Annotated in this window: 10 protein-coding genes; 6 read left to right on the forward strand and 4 right to left on the reverse strand. The window is 56.4% G+C overall.

Going from position 1 to position 15,054, the window contains the following annotated elements; genetic code table 11:
- Positions 1-30: 30 nt before the first annotated feature.
- A complete protein-coding gene (hydA, locus tag TU84_RS10300; protein ID WP_048368949.1) occupies positions 31-1,470 on the reverse strand; it encodes a dihydropyrimidinase in 1,440 nt (479 codons plus the stop codon).
- Positions 1,471-2,062: 592 nt separating this feature from the next.
- On the opposite strand from hydA, the gene TU84_RS10305 reads away from it, so the two are divergent.
- The 6 genes from TU84_RS10305 to TU84_RS10330 all read left to right on the forward strand — a co-directional run bounded on the left by TU84_RS10305 (position 2,063) and on the right by TU84_RS10330 (position 9,067).
- Positions 2,063-3,550: an NCS1 family nucleobase:cation symporter-1 gene (locus TU84_RS10305; RefSeq protein ID WP_048369097.1), complete on the forward strand. Its 1,488-nt coding sequence runs from the start codon at positions 2,063-2,065 to the stop codon at positions 3,548-3,550.
- Between the two features lie 30 nt (positions 3,551-3,580).
- Positions 3,581-4,855 carry a Zn-dependent hydrolase gene (locus TU84_RS10310; RefSeq protein ID WP_048368950.1) on the forward strand — a complete coding sequence of 425 codons (1,275 nt, stop codon included), beginning with the start codon at positions 3,581-3,583 and terminating at the stop codon, positions 4,853-4,855.
- A gap of 464 nt (positions 4,856-5,319) precedes the next feature.
- Positions 5,320-6,270 carry a cysteine synthase family protein gene (locus TU84_RS10315; RefSeq protein ID WP_048368951.1) on the forward strand — a complete coding sequence of 317 codons (951 nt, stop codon included), beginning with the start codon at positions 5,320-5,322 and terminating at the stop codon, positions 6,268-6,270.
- A complete protein-coding gene (locus tag TU84_RS10320) occupies positions 6,267-6,851 on the forward strand; it encodes an adenine phosphoribosyltransferase (protein ID WP_048368952.1) in 585 nt (194 codons plus the stop codon). The genes TU84_RS10315 and TU84_RS10320 overlap by 4 nt, the downstream gene beginning before the upstream one ends.
- Before the next feature lie 46 nt (positions 6,852-6,897).
- The gene (locus tag TU84_RS10325) at positions 6,898-7,818 is read left to right on the forward strand and encodes an EamA family transporter (protein WP_048368953.1); all 921 of its coding nucleotides are present in this window, start codon (positions 6,898-6,900) and stop codon (positions 7,816-7,818) included.
- Between the two features lies 1 nt (position 7,819).
- The gene (locus TU84_RS10330; RefSeq protein WP_048368954.1) at positions 7,820-9,067 is read left to right on the forward strand and encodes an ATP-grasp domain-containing protein; all 1,248 of its coding nucleotides are present in this window, start codon (positions 7,820-7,822) and stop codon (positions 9,065-9,067) included.
- Positions 9,068-9,132: 65 nt separating this feature from the next.
- Here TU84_RS10330 and TU84_RS10335 read toward each other — a convergent pair whose 3' ends face one another.
- From TU84_RS10335 to TU84_RS10345, 3 genes are read right to left on the reverse strand one after another with little or no spacing between them, the layout of a single operon-like run.
- The gene (locus TU84_RS10335; RefSeq protein ID WP_048368955.1) at positions 9,133-10,551 is read right to left on the reverse strand and encodes an efflux transporter outer membrane subunit; all 1,419 of its coding nucleotides are present in this window, start codon (positions 10,549-10,551) and stop codon (positions 9,133-9,135) included.
- Entirely contained in the window at positions 10,535-11,701 is a 1,167-nt protein-coding gene (locus TU84_RS10340) for an efflux RND transporter periplasmic adaptor subunit (RefSeq protein WP_048368956.1), read from the reverse strand. Before TU84_RS10340 ends, TU84_RS10335 begins: the two co-directional genes overlap by 17 nt.
- On the reverse strand, positions 11,691-14,912 hold the full coding sequence (locus TU84_RS10345) for an efflux RND transporter permease subunit (protein WP_048368957.1): 3,222 nt from the start codon (positions 14,910-14,912) through the stop codon (positions 11,691-11,693). The genes TU84_RS10340 and TU84_RS10345 overlap by 11 nt, the downstream gene beginning before the upstream one ends.
- Positions 14,913-15,054 lie beyond the last annotated feature (142 nt).

Consider the following 15,054-nt stretch of genomic DNA (forward strand, 5'->3'; position numbering starts at 1 on the left):
GTCTGCCTCTGACGGGCAGTGGTGGTGTACTCAGCGCTTAACAGCAACGGGCTGGTGATGCTCTGCGCGCTTTTTCAACAGGTCGAACACGGCGGGGTAGGCCGGGCGTTCGATATAACGCCCGGCGCCGCGTTCGGCCCGCAAATCGCCATCGGCCCAGACCACCCGGCCTTGGCTGATGGTGTGACTGGGCACCCCGCGCACGGTCTTGCCTTCGAATATGTTGAAGTCGACCTGCTGGTGGTGGGTTTTAGCGGAAATGGTGCGTGTGCCCTGCGGGTCCCACAGCACCAGATCGGCATCGGCGCCGACGCGGATTGCACCTTTGCGCGGGTACAGGTTGAAAATTTTCGCGGTGTTGGTCGAGGTCAACGCCACGAACTCCTGCATCGACAAGCGCCCGGTGTTCACGCCTTCATCCCAGAGCACGGCCATACGGTCTTCGATACCCGCCGTGCCGTTAGGAATTTTGCTGAAGTCGTCACGCCCGGCGGCCTTTTGCTCCGCGCAGAAACAGCAATGGTCGGTGGCGGTGGTGTGCAAATTGCCGGATTGCAGGCCGTGCCACAGCGCTTGTTGGTGGCCCTGTGGACGGAAGGGCGGGCTCATCACATAGCCGGCGGCGGTTTGCCAGTCGGGGTTTTGATACACGCTGTCATCGAGCAGCAAATGCCCGGCCAGCACTTCGCCGTACACCGGCTGGCCCTGGCTGCGGGCATAGGTGATTTCGTCCAGCGCTTCACGGGTCGAGACGTGCACCAGGTACAACGGCGTGCCAATAGTTTGCGCGATGCGAATGGCCCGGCTAGCGGCTTCGCCCTCAACTTGCGAAGGGCGAGACAGCGGGTGGGCTTCCGGGCCGGTGATGCCCTGTGCCAGCAGCTTGCGTTGCAAGTGGTACACCAGCTCGCCGTTTTCTGCGTGCACGGTGGGCACCGCGCCCAGTTCCAGGCAGCGTTCAAAGCTTGCGACCAAGGTGTCATCGGCGGCCATGATCGCGTTTTTGTAGGCCATGAAATGTTTGAAACTGTTGATGCCGTGGTGGCTCACCAGCTCGGCCATTTCTTCGCGGACCTGCTCGCTCCACCACGTGATGGCGACATGGAAACCGTAGTCCGACGCGGACTTCTCAGCCCAGCCGCGCCACTGGTGAAAAGCCTCCAGCAACGACTGCTGAGGGTTGGGAATGACAAAGTCAATAATCGACGTTGTCCCGCCTGCCAGTCCTGCCGCCGTACCACTGAAAAAGTCTTCACTGGCAACAGTGCCCATAAACGGTAACTGCATATGCGTGTGGGGATCGATACCGCCGGGGAGTAAATATTGGCCACTGCCATCCAGCACTTCACAACTGGGCGGAACTTCAAGATCAGTGCCAATTGCGCGGATTAGACCGTCTGCGCAATAAACATCAGCGCGGTAACTTTCATCATGGGTCACAAGCGTAGCGCCACGGATTAACAGCGACATACCAAGTTCCTCGCAGGCAGACCGGCTGGGGCCGGTTCTAATGTTGTTATTACGACCGTAGTACAGGTTTTTATTCCTGCCACTGGTGACAGGAATAAAATCTAGTGGGTTGTTGAGGAATGAGCAAACATTATTTTTAAGTATGTGTGAGTGACTTAATTTATTGATTTATATAGGTTTAATATTGAAATCACCAAATTGGTGCGCGCTTTAACCATTTCGGCGCACTTGACAGGAATTAAATATGGGTGAAGTTTCTTATGCTAAATCAGGCGCTTGAAGTCTTCGGAGAACAGCCAGAGCCAAACAAAAATAAATAAGCGTGCACCGATATGTTTCGTTTAGTTCTATCCGGCAATGCAAACTATTCTTGATAAGGGTTTATCGGCGTGTTATGTGCGGTTTAAAAGTGCTTATAAACCAGCGAGTTGTAAGGTGTGAACACAACTGTCCGTGAACACAATAATTAACACGGCACAGTTTTTGATTGTCGCTGCCATTACCTCACCGTCAAGGTTCGCAGGTGATTGCACAGAGAATCGCTCTGCGTCCGTGCGCAGGGTTAATCACCATAAAAAGAGAGTGAATGAGCATGCAACCGAGCAGATCCCAAGTCACCGAACGCAATGGTTTGTACGAATTGGAAGCCGGGCCTGAAGTTCTCGATAGCCCCCGGTACAACCACGACATAGCTCCCACCCGCGTGCATGAACGCACCTGGAACAAATGGCACATCACCGCGCTGTGGGTGGGCATGTCGATTTGTGTGCCGACTTACACCCTGGGCGGCGTATTGACCGCTTACTTCGGGCTGTCCGTCGGTGAGGCGCTGCTGGCGATTTTGCTGGCCAATATCGTGGTGCTGATCCCGCTAACGCTCAACGCTTTTGCAGGCACCAAATACGGGATTCCCTTTCCGGTACTGTTGCGTTCCTCGTTCGGCATCCTCGGCTCCAACGTCCCGTGCCTGATCAGGGCACTGGTGGCCTGTGGCTGGTTCGGGATCCAGACCCTGTTCGGAGGCCTGGCTATTCACCTGTTTCTGGGCTCGGTGTTTGAGGGCTGGAAAAACCTGGGGGGCATCGGTGAAGTCATCGGTTTCATGCTGTTCTGGGCGCTCAATCTGTGGGTAGTACTGCGCGGCGCCGAATCGATCAAATGGCTCGAAACCCTCTCTGCGCCGCTGTTGGTGCTGGTAGGGCTGGGCTTGCTGGTGTGGGCCTTGCCGAATGTGTCGATGACCGAACTGCTGGCCCAACCGCCGAAACGCCCTGAAGGGGCCAGCGTGTATGGCTACTTCTTTGCCGGGCTGACGGCGATGGTGGGTTTTTGGGCCACCTTGTCGCTGAATATTCCCGACTTCAGCCGCTATGCCAAAAGCCAGAAAGACCAGATCCTGGGGCAGATATTTGGCCTGCCGCTGACCATGTTTCTGTTCGCCGCCCTAGGCGTGATCATGACCGCCGCCTCGCAAAAACTGGTGGGCGTAACCGTCTCCGACCCCGTCAGCCTGATCGGCCATATCCAGAGCCCTGGCTGGGTCGCGCTGGCCATGGCGTTGATCATCATCGCCACCTTGTCGACCAACACCGCCGCCAACATCGTTTCCCCAACCAATGACTTCCAGAACATTGCGCCCAAGCTCATCAACCGCACCACGGCGGTGATCTTGACCGGGCTGGTGGGGCTGCTGCTGATGGCCCATGAGCTGCTGAAAAAACTCGGTTTGCTGGTCTCGGATGTCAGTCTCGAGACCGTGTATTCCAACTGGTTGCTGGGTTACTCCAGCCTGCTGGGGCCGATTGCCGGGATCATGGTGGTCGACTATTTCATCATCCGTCAGCAAAAACTCGATCTCGCCGGGCTCTACCGCGACGGCGTGTACCCGGCCTGGAACTGGAAAGGTTTTATCGCCTTCGGCGTGCCGGTGGTCTTGACCCTGATGTCGTTGGGCAGCAGCGCTTTCAGCTGGTTTTATGACTACGGCTGGTTCACCGGGTCGCTGCTCGGTGCCGCGATTTACTACGGCTTGTGCCGCCTGAGCAGCCCGCAAACAGCGGCTGCCAAAAGCACGCTCTGACCCAATAAAAACTGCCTGAGGAATAACAATATGAACGCAGCACATCCCCTTCAGCAGCAAGCCACCCAGTCGATCAACGGTGAACGCCTGTGGGCGTCACTGATGGAACTGGCCAAACTGGGCGCCACGGTCAAAGGCGGCGTGTGCCGCCTGGCCCTGACCGACCTCGATCGTCAGGCACGGGACATTTTTGTGCGCTGGTGCGAAGACGCCGGTTGCACCGTCAGCGTCGACGCCGTGGGCAATATCTTTGCCCGTCGACCGGGGCTTAGTCCTGACCTGCCGCCAGTGATGACCGGCAGCCACATCGACACTCAACCTACGGGCGGCAAGTTTGATGGCTGTTTCGGCGTGCTGGCCGGGGTCGAAGTGCTGCGTACCCTCAATGACCTCAACATCCAGACCCAAGCGCCGATTGAAGTGGTGGTGTGGACCAACGAAGAAGGTTCGCGCTTTGCCCCGTGCATGATGGGCTCGGGGGTGTTTGCCGAAAAGTTCACCCTGGAAGAAACCCTCGCCAAAACCGATGCCCAAGGCGTGACTGTTGGCGAAGCGCTGAACGCCATTGGCTATGCAGGCAGTCGCAAGGTCAGCGGGCATCCGGTGGGTGCTTATTTTGAAGCGCACATTGAGCAGGGGCCGATTCTGGAAGACGAACGCAAAACCATCGGTGTGGTGCTCGGGGCGCTGGGGCAAAAATGGTTCGATCTCAATCTGCGCGGCGTCGAAGCCCATGCCGGGCCAACCCCCATGCACCTGCGCAAAGACGCGCTGGTCGGCGCGGCGGCCGTGGTCGCCGCGGTCAACAAAGCCGCCCTGGGCCATCAGCCCCATGCCTGCGGCACCGTGGGCTGCCTGCAAGCGTACCCTGGCTCACGCAACGTCATCCCCGGTGAAGTGCGCATGACCCTGGACTTTCGTCACCTGCAGCCGGAACGGCTGGACTCGATGATCAGCGAAGTGCACGAAGTGATTGAGGCTACGTGCGCCAAACATGGGCTGAGTTTTGAACTCACTCCGACGGCGGATTTCCCGCCGCTGTACTTCAACCCTGACTGCGTCAACGCGGTGCGCAATGCGGCGAGTGAGCTTGGCTTAAGCCACATGGACATCGTCAGCGGGGCAGGGCACGACGCGATCTTCCTCGCCGAACTGGGCCCGGCGGGCATGATCTTCGTGCCCTGTGAAGGCGGCATCAGCCACAACGAAATCGAAAACGCCGACCCCAAAGACCTTGCAGCGGGTTGCGCGGTGCTGCTCAAAGCCATGCTGGCAGCCTCCGAAACCGTAGCTGCCCAGCACTAACTTCCTCCCTATACACTTGGGCTCTGAAACTGCCACAGGCTGTGATCTTTTGACTTTGAAAATCTCAAGATCGCAGGTTGCGGCAGCTTCTGTGCAAGTGTGTCTCGTTACCGCGTGTCTTAATTAAATCGACTCCAGGCAACAGCCCTTAAACTAAGGCATTAAGGTAGTTACTTCGGCGGGCTATAGACATGCTTGGTAATCGGCTGTCTTGCGATGCCGTGATCCGTGGGTTGCTTAATAGCGCTGATAATAATTCAAGTTGTTGCTGAATATTGTTTGAATGCGCGTCAGTGGCGCCTGATGAAGTTATGAAAACAATGAGTTAGGAGTGGCTGAAAGCTTCAGGTGTAGTCCTGTGTAGGAATTTTCAATTATATTTTATTTGTTGAGTTGTGCTGGGTGGGGTTAGCGTCTGTTTTGTAAGTCGTTTGCCTCGGTTTCGAACCAGAAAGGAAATGGCAATGAAGTTGGCTGATATTGGGAATACGCCTTTGGTGGAAGTGTCTGGATTGCTACAGAATGGCAATCGTCTTTTTTCAAAGTGTGAATACATGAATCCTTCGGGCAGCCATAAAGATAGAACCTATCTGTATATCATTAACACCATGGAGCAGCAGGGCGTCATCAAAAAAGGCATGACACTTATTGATTGTTCTACCGGTAATGGCGGGGCAGCCCTTGCATGGGTAGGCAGGGAAAAAGGCTATAAGGTGGTTGTTTTTATGCCAGAAGGCATGACTGATGAACGTAAACGGCAGATCCTCTCTTTTGGCGCGCAAATTATTGAAACACCGAAAGAAACGTTCCTGATGGGCGCGGCTATAGCAGCAGAGAAATATAGGCAGAGCCATCGGGTTGGCGAAGTTTGTTTTCTGGATCAATCCAATACTTTACTCAATAAAAGTGCATGGCATGCCTGTGGTCTGGAAATAGTCTGTGATTTGCAGAAGCAACAGGTAGTGCCAGATTTTTTTATCTGTTCTATCGGGACAGGCGGAACGTTTAGTGGCATAGCCGACAGGTTGAAGCGGGAATATAAAAATATTAAGACAGTCGGTGTTGAGGTCGATAAGTCAGCGCCTTTGTATGCCTCCCGACGCGGCGAGGTGTTTGTGCATCAGCCTCACAATCTTATGGGGTTGGGGGCCGGGATGCTGTCGGTAAATACCGTATCTGAGTTGATCGACGATGTAAGGGTCGTTGAGGGGCATGCAGCGTGGGGTCGAATGAAAACGTTTATTGCCGACTACGATTTCGGGATTGGTCCCACCTGCGGAGCAAATGTGTTGGTGTGCGAAGAAATCGCTCGTGTGGTGAAGGATAAAAATATTATCACTTTGTTTTTTGACAGCGCCTGGAAGTACAAAAGTCGATGGGAAGGTAATTATCCTGACTATCCGGAGGCACAATGAGACTGCTTAAAGATGTTTACGAGAACGCTAAAGTTGTGAGTGCCGGATCGACTTTGATTACGGTTAATGAATTCACCGATCAACTACCGGCCTTGCGACCTGAGGTACTTTATGAAGTAGCTTATGAGGTTGTCAAGTCCATGGATTTGACTGCAGATAAAATTGTCACGGAAGAAGACAAAGGTGCACCTTTGGCTACAGCAGTATCGCTGCTGACCGGTATTCCAATGGCCATGGCGCGTTGGTATACCTACAGTCTGGACAGTGTGAACCAAGCGGTGGTTAATATTACATCTGAATATTTTGAGGGCACGTTGTACCTCAATGGTATTAATCCCGGTGATCGGGTTGTGATTGTGGATGACACCCTCAGCACTGGCGGAGCTGTTATCTCCCTTATTGAATCGATCAGGCAACGTGGCGCTGAAGTCGTTGATGTGGTTTGCGCAGTTGAAAAGGTTGAAAAAAAGGGAGCAGTTCACGTTTACAACAAGACCGGTATTACGGTTAAAACGCTGATGAAAATACAACTGTCTGACGAGAAGGTGCAGGTATTGGGGTTTGGCGTGTTCCGCACTTGATGGCAATGGGTGCCTGGGGTCTACTATCGTCGCGTAGGTCAATTATATGCATATCAAAAGCACGGGCGTTTTGTTAGGGTTGTTATTTTGTTTTATCAGTGCTGCCTTTGATGTTTATGTGGCTTTTGTCATTCAGACGCTAAATACCCTTGTGGTCATTTTTTATTGTTTTGTTTCGTCTTCGTTGCTGTTTCTCGGGTATAGCCTCTGGAAAGACCGAGTGTCATTGTTTTCTAATGTGAAGCAAGCAGGTCTGTTGGTTGTGTGGGTGAATGTAGCCGTTGTCCTTAACTGGGGAGGGCTTTTTTATGCCTTGCGCTATTTGGAACCTGCGGTCGTAGGGGTCGCATCGGTCGCCTGTGGCCCGGCAATAACCTTAGTTATTTCCAGGTTTATAAAATCGGACAGTAAAACGACACCGATCGAAGCAGTGATCGCATGCCTCGTGTTGCTGTCCGTTGTAATTATGCTCTTTCAATCTTTTGTCGGGGAAAGTGGTATTTCCTCTACGACGTTTGAACAGCGAATTGTCGGCATTACCAGTGTGGTGTTATGTGCGCTGGGGACTGTGCTGTATACCATTTCTTCTAAAAAATTATTTGCGCGCCACTGGAAGGTCGAGCAAATATTAGCGGTCAGAAATTTTTTGATAGTTACGATGTGCAGTGCGCTTATTTTTACAGACACTGTTTCGTTCAGAATCGCAAATGAGTGGATAGCACCGATGTTGGTGTTGGTTGTCCTTGGTCATGTGTTGCCGATTTACTTGATTCAACAATCAATTTTTCATCTCAGCGCGCTGCATGTGTCTTTTGTATTGCTGACACTGCCAGTATTTACGCTATGGCTACAATATATGGATTCGCGTGTTGCATTCTCCATGGCGAGTGTTGTAGCGGTCGGTGTGATCGTGGCGTTGCTGTTGCTGCTATCACTTGCAAGCGTCAGAAAAAACGGTGGGACTTGAAATGATCAATGTTATAATAGTTGACGGGTTTTCCTCGGGTAAGTTCTTGGCGAAAAAATTGCACGAACACGGCTGCCTCTTGTGGCATCTGGCGTCCAATCCCGTGATGGATGATTATTACTACGTGGGATTTGATGTCAGTATTTATCAGAAATCAATGACGCATCTCAATATTGAATCTACATTATTTGAGCTGGAGCCGTTTGAGGTTGATGTCATCATTGCGGGTTCAGAGAGCGGCGTGCTGCTGACCGATCTATTGAATGAACGTCTCGGGTTGAGCTATGCCAATGATGCTGCCAGTTCTTATGCGCGAAGAAATAAATATGACATGATCGACAGCATTACTCAGGCGGGTTTGTCAGCTGCCGCACAGTGCGCAGTTGATAATTGGGCTGCAGGATGCGAGTGGATTAAAACGCAAAAAAAATTTCCAATTGTTGTGAAACCGCTCCAAAGCGCAGGGGCTGATGGAGTTTATATATGTCCTGATCTCGCAGCGTGCGAGCGTGCATTCAAAGAGGTGCTAGGAACACGAAATCGGCTCAATATCGAGAACAGGCAGGTGTTGCTGCAAGAGTATTTGCTGGGCACTGAGTATGTGGTCAATATGGTGTCTTTAGGCGGGCGGTCATTAGTGACGGAGGTTGTCAAATACCAAAAACGCCTATTAGCGTCGGGCAGAATTGTGTATGACATCGATCAATTAATTGATTCCAGTGCTGAGGTATATGCCGAATTGGTGCGTTATACCCGGCAGGTGGTTAAAAGCCTGGGAATAAAAAATGGACCGAGTCATGCTGAGGTCATGTACACAGAAACAGGCCCGGTGTTGGTCGAAATTGCGGCCCGTACGGATGGGATTCTTCGGTCCAAGGTTTGCACTGAAACGACTGGGCTGGGGCAAATTAATGCCGTCGCGCTCTCTATTGCGCACCCCAAAGAGTTCGAGCAATTGTTGGCTTCTGGTGCGGACTATAAGTTGCTCAAATACACTTACAATGTCTGCCTCATAAACACTGAAGACGGTGTTTTCCGACAGACAGCGTTCCTCGCTGAATTGACCCGTCTGGATTCATTTTTTGAAGTGGTTTTCTATCTGGCGGATGGACAACACATCGGTATCACCAACGATGTTTTTAGCCAGCCCGGTACGGTTTATCTGGTTCATCCAGACCTTGGCCAAATTGAAAGCGACTACGCCAAAATCCGCGAAATGGAAGCTGCAGGTATTTACCGGGACATCTGAGTCTTCATACGGGCCTGCGCCGAGCCAAGCGTAAAAAACCAGGCCCGACGCAGACAGGTGATACGTTACTGCTGCCCCTCCCACCCCCCCCCCAACGCGGTCAATAACCCGACACTGGCTTGCAACTGCCGGGTGCGCAGGGCTTGTACCTGGCGTTCGGCCTGCAAGGCAGCGGTTTGCGCGGTCACTACATCCAGATAGCTCACGGCGCCCGCTTCATAGCTGTTGGTGGCCAGGGTCTGGGTGTGTTGCGCCGCATTGGCTGCGGCTTGTTCGTCGAGGTTTTCCTGTTGCAGGTCACGCAATTGCGCCAGGTTGTCTTCGACTTCGCGTACAGCGCGCAATACTTGGCTGCGGTAGTGGGCAGAGGCTTCTTCGAACTCGGCCTTGGCCTGACGCTCTTGGGCGTCGAGCCTGCCGCCGTCAAAGATCGGCAAGCTGACCAGCGGGCCCAGCGCCCAAAAGTGGTTGCTCGCCGCCAACAGGTTGCCGTAGCCCTGAGTCTGCCCGCCAAACAGGCCGGTCAGGCTGAAGTCGGGGTACCAGGCGGCCTTGGCCACGCCGATTTGCGCGTTGGCGGCAAATACCCGACGCTCAGCTGCGGCGATATCGGGGCGCCGTTGCAGCAGGGTGCTGGGCAGGGCTTGCGGTGGCTGCGGCAGGTTTAAGGTGTCGCTGCGCGCGGCCAGTTGGAACTGGCTGGCGGGCACGCCCACCAGTTCGCCAATGGCGTGCTCGGTGAGGTTGCGTTGACCGCGCACATCGTCCAGTTGCGCTTCGGCCTGAGCCAATTGGTTCTGTGCGCGGGTCAGGTCCATCTCCGAGGCAATTTGCCCTTGATAGCGTGCCTTGGTCAGGTCCAGGGCCTGGCGGTAATCGTCCAGCGACTTGGACAGGATGCGGCTTTGCGCATCCAGGCCATCGAGTTGAACGTAAAGGCCGGTCAGTTGCTTCTGCAAGCTCAAGCGGGCCACCGCCAGGTCATCGGCCGAGGCCTGAACCTGCGCGTCACCGGCGGCGACCTGGTTACGGATTTTGCCCCACAGGTCCAGATCGAAGCTCAGCGCAAAGCCCGCGGTGTTGCTGTTGTACACCGATGGCTGGGTGCTGCCGCGCAACGGTCTATTGTCCGATTGGCGCTGGCGCAAGGTTTGCTCGCTGGCGGTGATTTGCGGGAACAACCCGGCATGCAACTGGCTGGCATACGCTTGCGCCGAATCGAAGTGCGCGAGGGCCGCAGCGAGGTCCGGGTTGGCGTTGAGCAGGCGCTGTTGCAGGTCGTTCAAGCGCTCATCCTGATAGGCGCGCCACCACTGTGGCGACACGCTGTCGCCCGGTTGCGCACTGTGCCACGGACCATCGCTGGTCTGTTCGCGGTAGTGCTGCGGCAGGTCCAGCACCGGCGGTTTGTACGTCGGGGCCAATGAGCAACCTTGCAGCGCGAGTGCCAGGAGCAAGGCGCTGCGTTTAAGTTTTGGCGACATGAGGGGCTCCCGCATCGGCAAGTTTGACCGAGTCGCCGTCACGCAAAGAATCAGGCGGGTTATCGATGACGGTGTCAGTGGGTTTCAGACCCTGGTCGATCACCAGTTTGTCGCCCAGGTCCATGCCGATATGAATGTCCTGCAAGTGCACGTGTTGCGCGGTGTCCAGCACGGCCACCTGGGTGCCCTGGGCGCGGAAGATCAACGCACTGGCCGGAATGCTCACGCCATGGGTGTCTGCCGGAATCGACAGGGCTGCTTCGGCGTAGTCGCCGGGCAGCAGGGCGTCGTTGGGGTTTTGCACCACAAACTGTGCGGTCAGGGTGCCGGAACGTCGGTCAATCGAGGTCGAGTTGCCCACCAGCGTGGCGCTGAAGGTTTGCCCCGGATGCTCAGGCACATTGAGTTGCACCTGCATGTTGGGGCGAATCACGCTGGCATAGTTTTGCGGCACCGGCACGTACAGGCGCAGTTGATGGGTGTCGGCGATGTCGAACAGTTCCGGGTCGCTGTCGGTGTCAGCCTTCACCAGTTGGCCAATGTCGGTGTTGCGCGCGGTGATGGTCCCGGCGAAGGGCGCGCGGATGGTCTTGTAGTCTTCCAGTGAAGACAACCGCGCATAGTCCGCTTCGGCGGCCTGCGCGTTGGCTTTCGCCGCTGCGGCGTTGGACAGTTTCTCGTCGGCTTCCTGACGCGACACCGAATGGCTGTCCACCAGGTTTTGCCAGCGCGTCGCGGTGGTCGCGGCGAGCTTGGCGTTGGACTGCTCTTGCAGCATATGTGCGTGAGCCTGTGCCAGTTGCTGGTCAAGATCGGGGCTGTCAATCACCGCCAATACCTGACCGGCCTTGACCTTGCTGCCGATGTCGCTGGTCCAGCTTTTCAGGTAACCGTTCACACGGGCATGTATCGGCGCCTTGCTCCAGGCTTCCAGGTGCGCGGGCAGGCGCAGGGTGTCGCCGTGGGCGTTTTGCAAAGGTTGGAACACGTTGACCACGGGCAGGGCGGCGGCTTCGGTCCAACCGACCACCGCCTGCTCATGCCGGCTGCGCGCGGCGAGGCCATTGGCGACCAGCAGCGCGGCCAGTGTCAGGCCGCCGATGCCCAGCAGCATCAGGCGCTTGCGCGAAGGTTTTTGATCAGACGACATGGGTAGTTTCTCCAGCAGCAGCGCGATTTTTTTCACGGCCGTGCACCAGGCTGAATACCACGGGCACGAACAGCAGGGTGGCGACGGTTGCCAGCATCAGACCACCAATCACGGCGCGTCCGAGCGGGGCGTTCTGTTCTTCCGAGATGGCCAGCGGCAGCATCCCGATCATCATCGCCAGGGCGGTCATGCACACCGGGCGGAAACGGGTGTAGCCCGCTTCAAGTGCAGCCTTGAGGGCATCGCCGTGAACGGCCAGGCGCTCTCGACAGAAGCTCACCACCAGGATCGAGTTGGCGGTGGCCACGCCCATGCACAAGATTGCGCCGGTCAAGGCCGGGACTGACAGCGAGGTGCCGCTGAGGAACAGCATCCACACGATCCCGGCCAGGGCGGCGGGCAGGGCGGTAATGATCACAAACGGGTCTAGCCAGGACTGGAAGTTGACCACGATCAGCAGGTAGATCAGCACCACCGCACCCAGCAGACCAAAACTCAGGCCGCTGAACGCCTCATGCAGCGCGTCGATCTGGCCGTGCAGCGAGATGATCGCGCCTTTGGGGCGCAGGTCCGACGCACCGTCGATGACCTTTTGCACATCCGCTGCCACCGAGCCCAGATCGCGGCCCTGAATGTTGGCATACAGGTCCAGGGTGGGCTGGATGTTGTAGTGCGTGACCACCGCCGGGCTGTCTACGCGGCTAATGGTTGCCAGCCCGCCGAGGATCGCTGACTGGCCATTGCTGCCCGTCACCGGCAAGGCTTCCAGGGTAGGCAAGCTGTCCAGACGATACTGCGGCGTGGCGGCCACCACGCCATAAGACACACCGTTTTGCGGGTTGAGCCAGAACGTCGGGGCCACCTGCGAGCTGCCGGCCAGCGAGGCCACCATGCTGTTGGTCACGTCGCGTTCGGTGATGCCCAGGCCATTGGCCCGCAGACGGTCGACCTTGACTTGCAGTGACGGGTAACCCACGGACTGCTGGATGCGCAGGTCGGCAATGCCCGGTACATGTTGCAGGCGCCGTTGCAGTTCCAGGGCGTAGGCCCGGTTGGCCGCGTCGTCACGCCCGGAAATCTTCACGTCCAGCGGCGCCGGAGCACCGAAGTTGAGGATCTGGCTGCTGATGTCGGCGGGCATGAAGGCGAACTGGCTGCCGGGGAAACTCTCGGGCAAGGCTTCGCGCAAGCGTTTGACATACTCGGCGGTCGGGCCGTGATTGGCTTTGAGGGTGACCTGGATATCGCCATCCTGCGGGCCAATGGTGCCGCTGCTGCTGTACGCCATGTCGATACCGCTCAACGGGATGCCGATGTTATCGATGATGGTGTCCAGTTGATCAGCCGGGATGATCTCGCGAATGCGCGATTCGATATGGTCAAACGCCGCGGCGCTTTCTTCGATCCGCGTCCCCAATGGCAAGCGCACGTGCAAGGCCAGCGCGCCGGCATCGGTTGCCGGGAAGAAGTCCTGGCCCAGGGTCGGGAGCAAGACAAAGGACGCCAGCACACAGGCCATGAAACCGAGCAAAAAGCGTTTGCGATTGGCCAGCGCCAGTTCCAGCACGCCGTAGTACGCATCGCGCACAGCCGAGAAGCGCCGTTCAAAACCTTGCTGGAAATTCAGCAGCGCACGCACTGGCGCCGAATGTTTTGGGGGCGGCTGATCACCCTCGTGATGGTTGATGTAGCCGTCTTCCGGGTGATGCCCGGGGCCTTGCTCAGGGTTGTGTGGCTTGAGCAAAAACATCGCCAGGGTCGGCACCAGGGTCCGCGACAGGATGAACGAGCTGCCCATCGCAAAAATCACCGAGAGTGCCATGGGGCGGAACAGGTAGCCGGCAATGCCCTGCAACATGAACATCGGCACAAACACGATGCAGATACACAGCAGTGAGACAAACGCCGGGCCAACGATCTGTTTGGCGCCATCGAGAATCGCCTTGCGCACCGTCTTGCCTTGCTCAAGGTGCCAGTTGATGTTCTCGATGGTCACCGTCGCATCGTCGACCAATATCCCCACCGCCAGTGCCAGCCCTCCGAGCGTCATCACGTTCAGGGTTTGCCCGGTGGCGGCCAGCAGGGCAATCGCCGAGAGCACGGCCAAGGGGATCGACACGGCAATGATCAGGGTCGAGCGCCAGCTGCCGAGGAACAGCAGAATCATGGCGCTGGTGAGCAGGGCGGCAATGATCCCTTCCTGCGCCACGCTGCCCACTGACTGTTTAACGAACACCGAAGCGTCGCCCAGCAAGGAAGTTTTCAGCGAAGGTGGCAAGGTTTCATTGATGCGCGGCAGCATCCCGCGAATCCCGTCGACAATCGACAGGGTCGAGATATTGCCGTTCTTCAGCGCGGGCATGAGCACGGCGCGATGGCCGTCAACCCGCACGATGTTGGTTTGCGGCGGCGAACCATCCCGCACGTGGGCCACTTGGCCAATGGTGATCAACGCACCGTCAACGGTCTTGATGGGCAAGTCGTTGAGCTCATCAATCGCCGTGGGGCTGTTGTTCAGCATCACGGTGTATTCGTAAGTGCCGAGCTTGGCCGTGCCCACCGGAATGATCTGGTTCTGCGCGGCCAGCGCATTGCCCACGTCTTGCGCCGACAGGCCTTTGGCGGCAAGGGCCTGCGGGTCGAGGTCAAGGGTGATTTGGCGCTGCTTGCCGCCCATGGGCGTTGGCATGGCCAGGCCGGGCAGGGCGCTCAGGGGCAAGCGAATGTTGTTCTGCACCAGGTCGCGAATTTTCGCTTCCGAGAGCGTCGGGCTGGAAAACGCCAGTTGCAGGATCGGCACCGTCGAGGCGCTGTAGTTAAGAATCAGCGGCGGGGTAATGCCTGGCGGCATCTGCTTGAGCACGGTTTGTGACACGGCGGTCACTTGCGCGTTGGCCGTGCGGATATCGACGCCCGGCTGGAAGAAGATCTTCACAATGCCCATGCCGGGTAAAGATTGAGACTCGATGTGTTCGATATCGTTAACGGTGGTACTCAATGAGCGTTCGTAGGTGTAAATAACTCGACCTGCCATGTCGGCAGGCGCCAGCCCTGTGTATTGCCACACCACGGCAACCACGGGGATACCGATGTCAGGGAACACATCCGTCGGGGTGCGCAAAGCCGCGAGAGGCCCGATGATGCAGATAAAAATCGCCAACACGATAAACGTGTAGGGCTTGTGCAGTGCGGTCTTTACCAGCCCGAGCATGCCTGAACCTCCGAAGGAGTGAAAATTGCAAACACGGGCAGTCTTACCGTCACACCTTAACTTTCAGCTTTCACCAACATGAAGGTTGCGTTAGTAAAGTCCTTAAACTCCCTTCACCTAGATTCATTGGGCTAGAGCGGTT

This window comes from Pseudomonas helleri (genome assembly GCF_001043025.1).
GTDB classification, from domain to species: Bacteria; Pseudomonadota; Gammaproteobacteria; order Pseudomonadales; family Pseudomonadaceae; genus Aquipseudomonas; species Aquipseudomonas helleri.

Excerpts from the sequence above, each read along its gene's own strand:
- hydA (WP_048368949.1), bottom strand. The coding sequence starts at position 1,470 with ATGTCGCTGTTAATCCGTGGCGCTACGCTTGTGACCCATGATGAAAGT.
- TU84_RS10305 (WP_048369097.1), top strand. The coding sequence starts at position 2,063 with ATGCAACCGAGCAGATCCCAAGTCACCGAACGCAATGGTTTGTACGAA.
- TU84_RS10310 (WP_048368950.1), top strand. The coding sequence starts at position 3,581 with ATGAACGCAGCACATCCCCTTCAGCAGCAAGCCACCCAGTCGATCAAC.
- TU84_RS10315 (WP_048368951.1), top strand. The coding sequence starts at position 5,320 with ATGAAGTTGGCTGATATTGGGAATACGCCTTTGGTGGAAGTGTCTGGA.
- TU84_RS10320 (WP_048368952.1), top strand. The coding sequence starts at position 6,267 with ATGAGACTGCTTAAAGATGTTTACGAGAACGCTAAAGTTGTGAGTGCC.
- TU84_RS10325 (WP_048368953.1), top strand. The coding sequence starts at position 6,898 with ATGCATATCAAAAGCACGGGCGTTTTGTTAGGGTTGTTATTTTGTTTT.
- TU84_RS10330 (WP_048368954.1), top strand. The coding sequence starts at position 7,820 with ATGATCAATGTTATAATAGTTGACGGGTTTTCCTCGGGTAAGTTCTTG.
- TU84_RS10335 (WP_048368955.1), bottom strand. The coding sequence starts at position 10,551 with ATGTCGCCAAAACTTAAACGCAGCGCCTTGCTCCTGGCACTCGCGCTG.
- TU84_RS10340 (WP_048368956.1), bottom strand. The coding sequence starts at position 11,701 with ATGTCGTCTGATCAAAAACCTTCGCGCAAGCGCCTGATGCTGCTGGGC.
- TU84_RS10345 (WP_048368957.1), bottom strand. The coding sequence starts at position 14,912 with ATGCTCGGGCTGGTAAAGACCGCACTGCACAAGCCCTACACGTTTATC.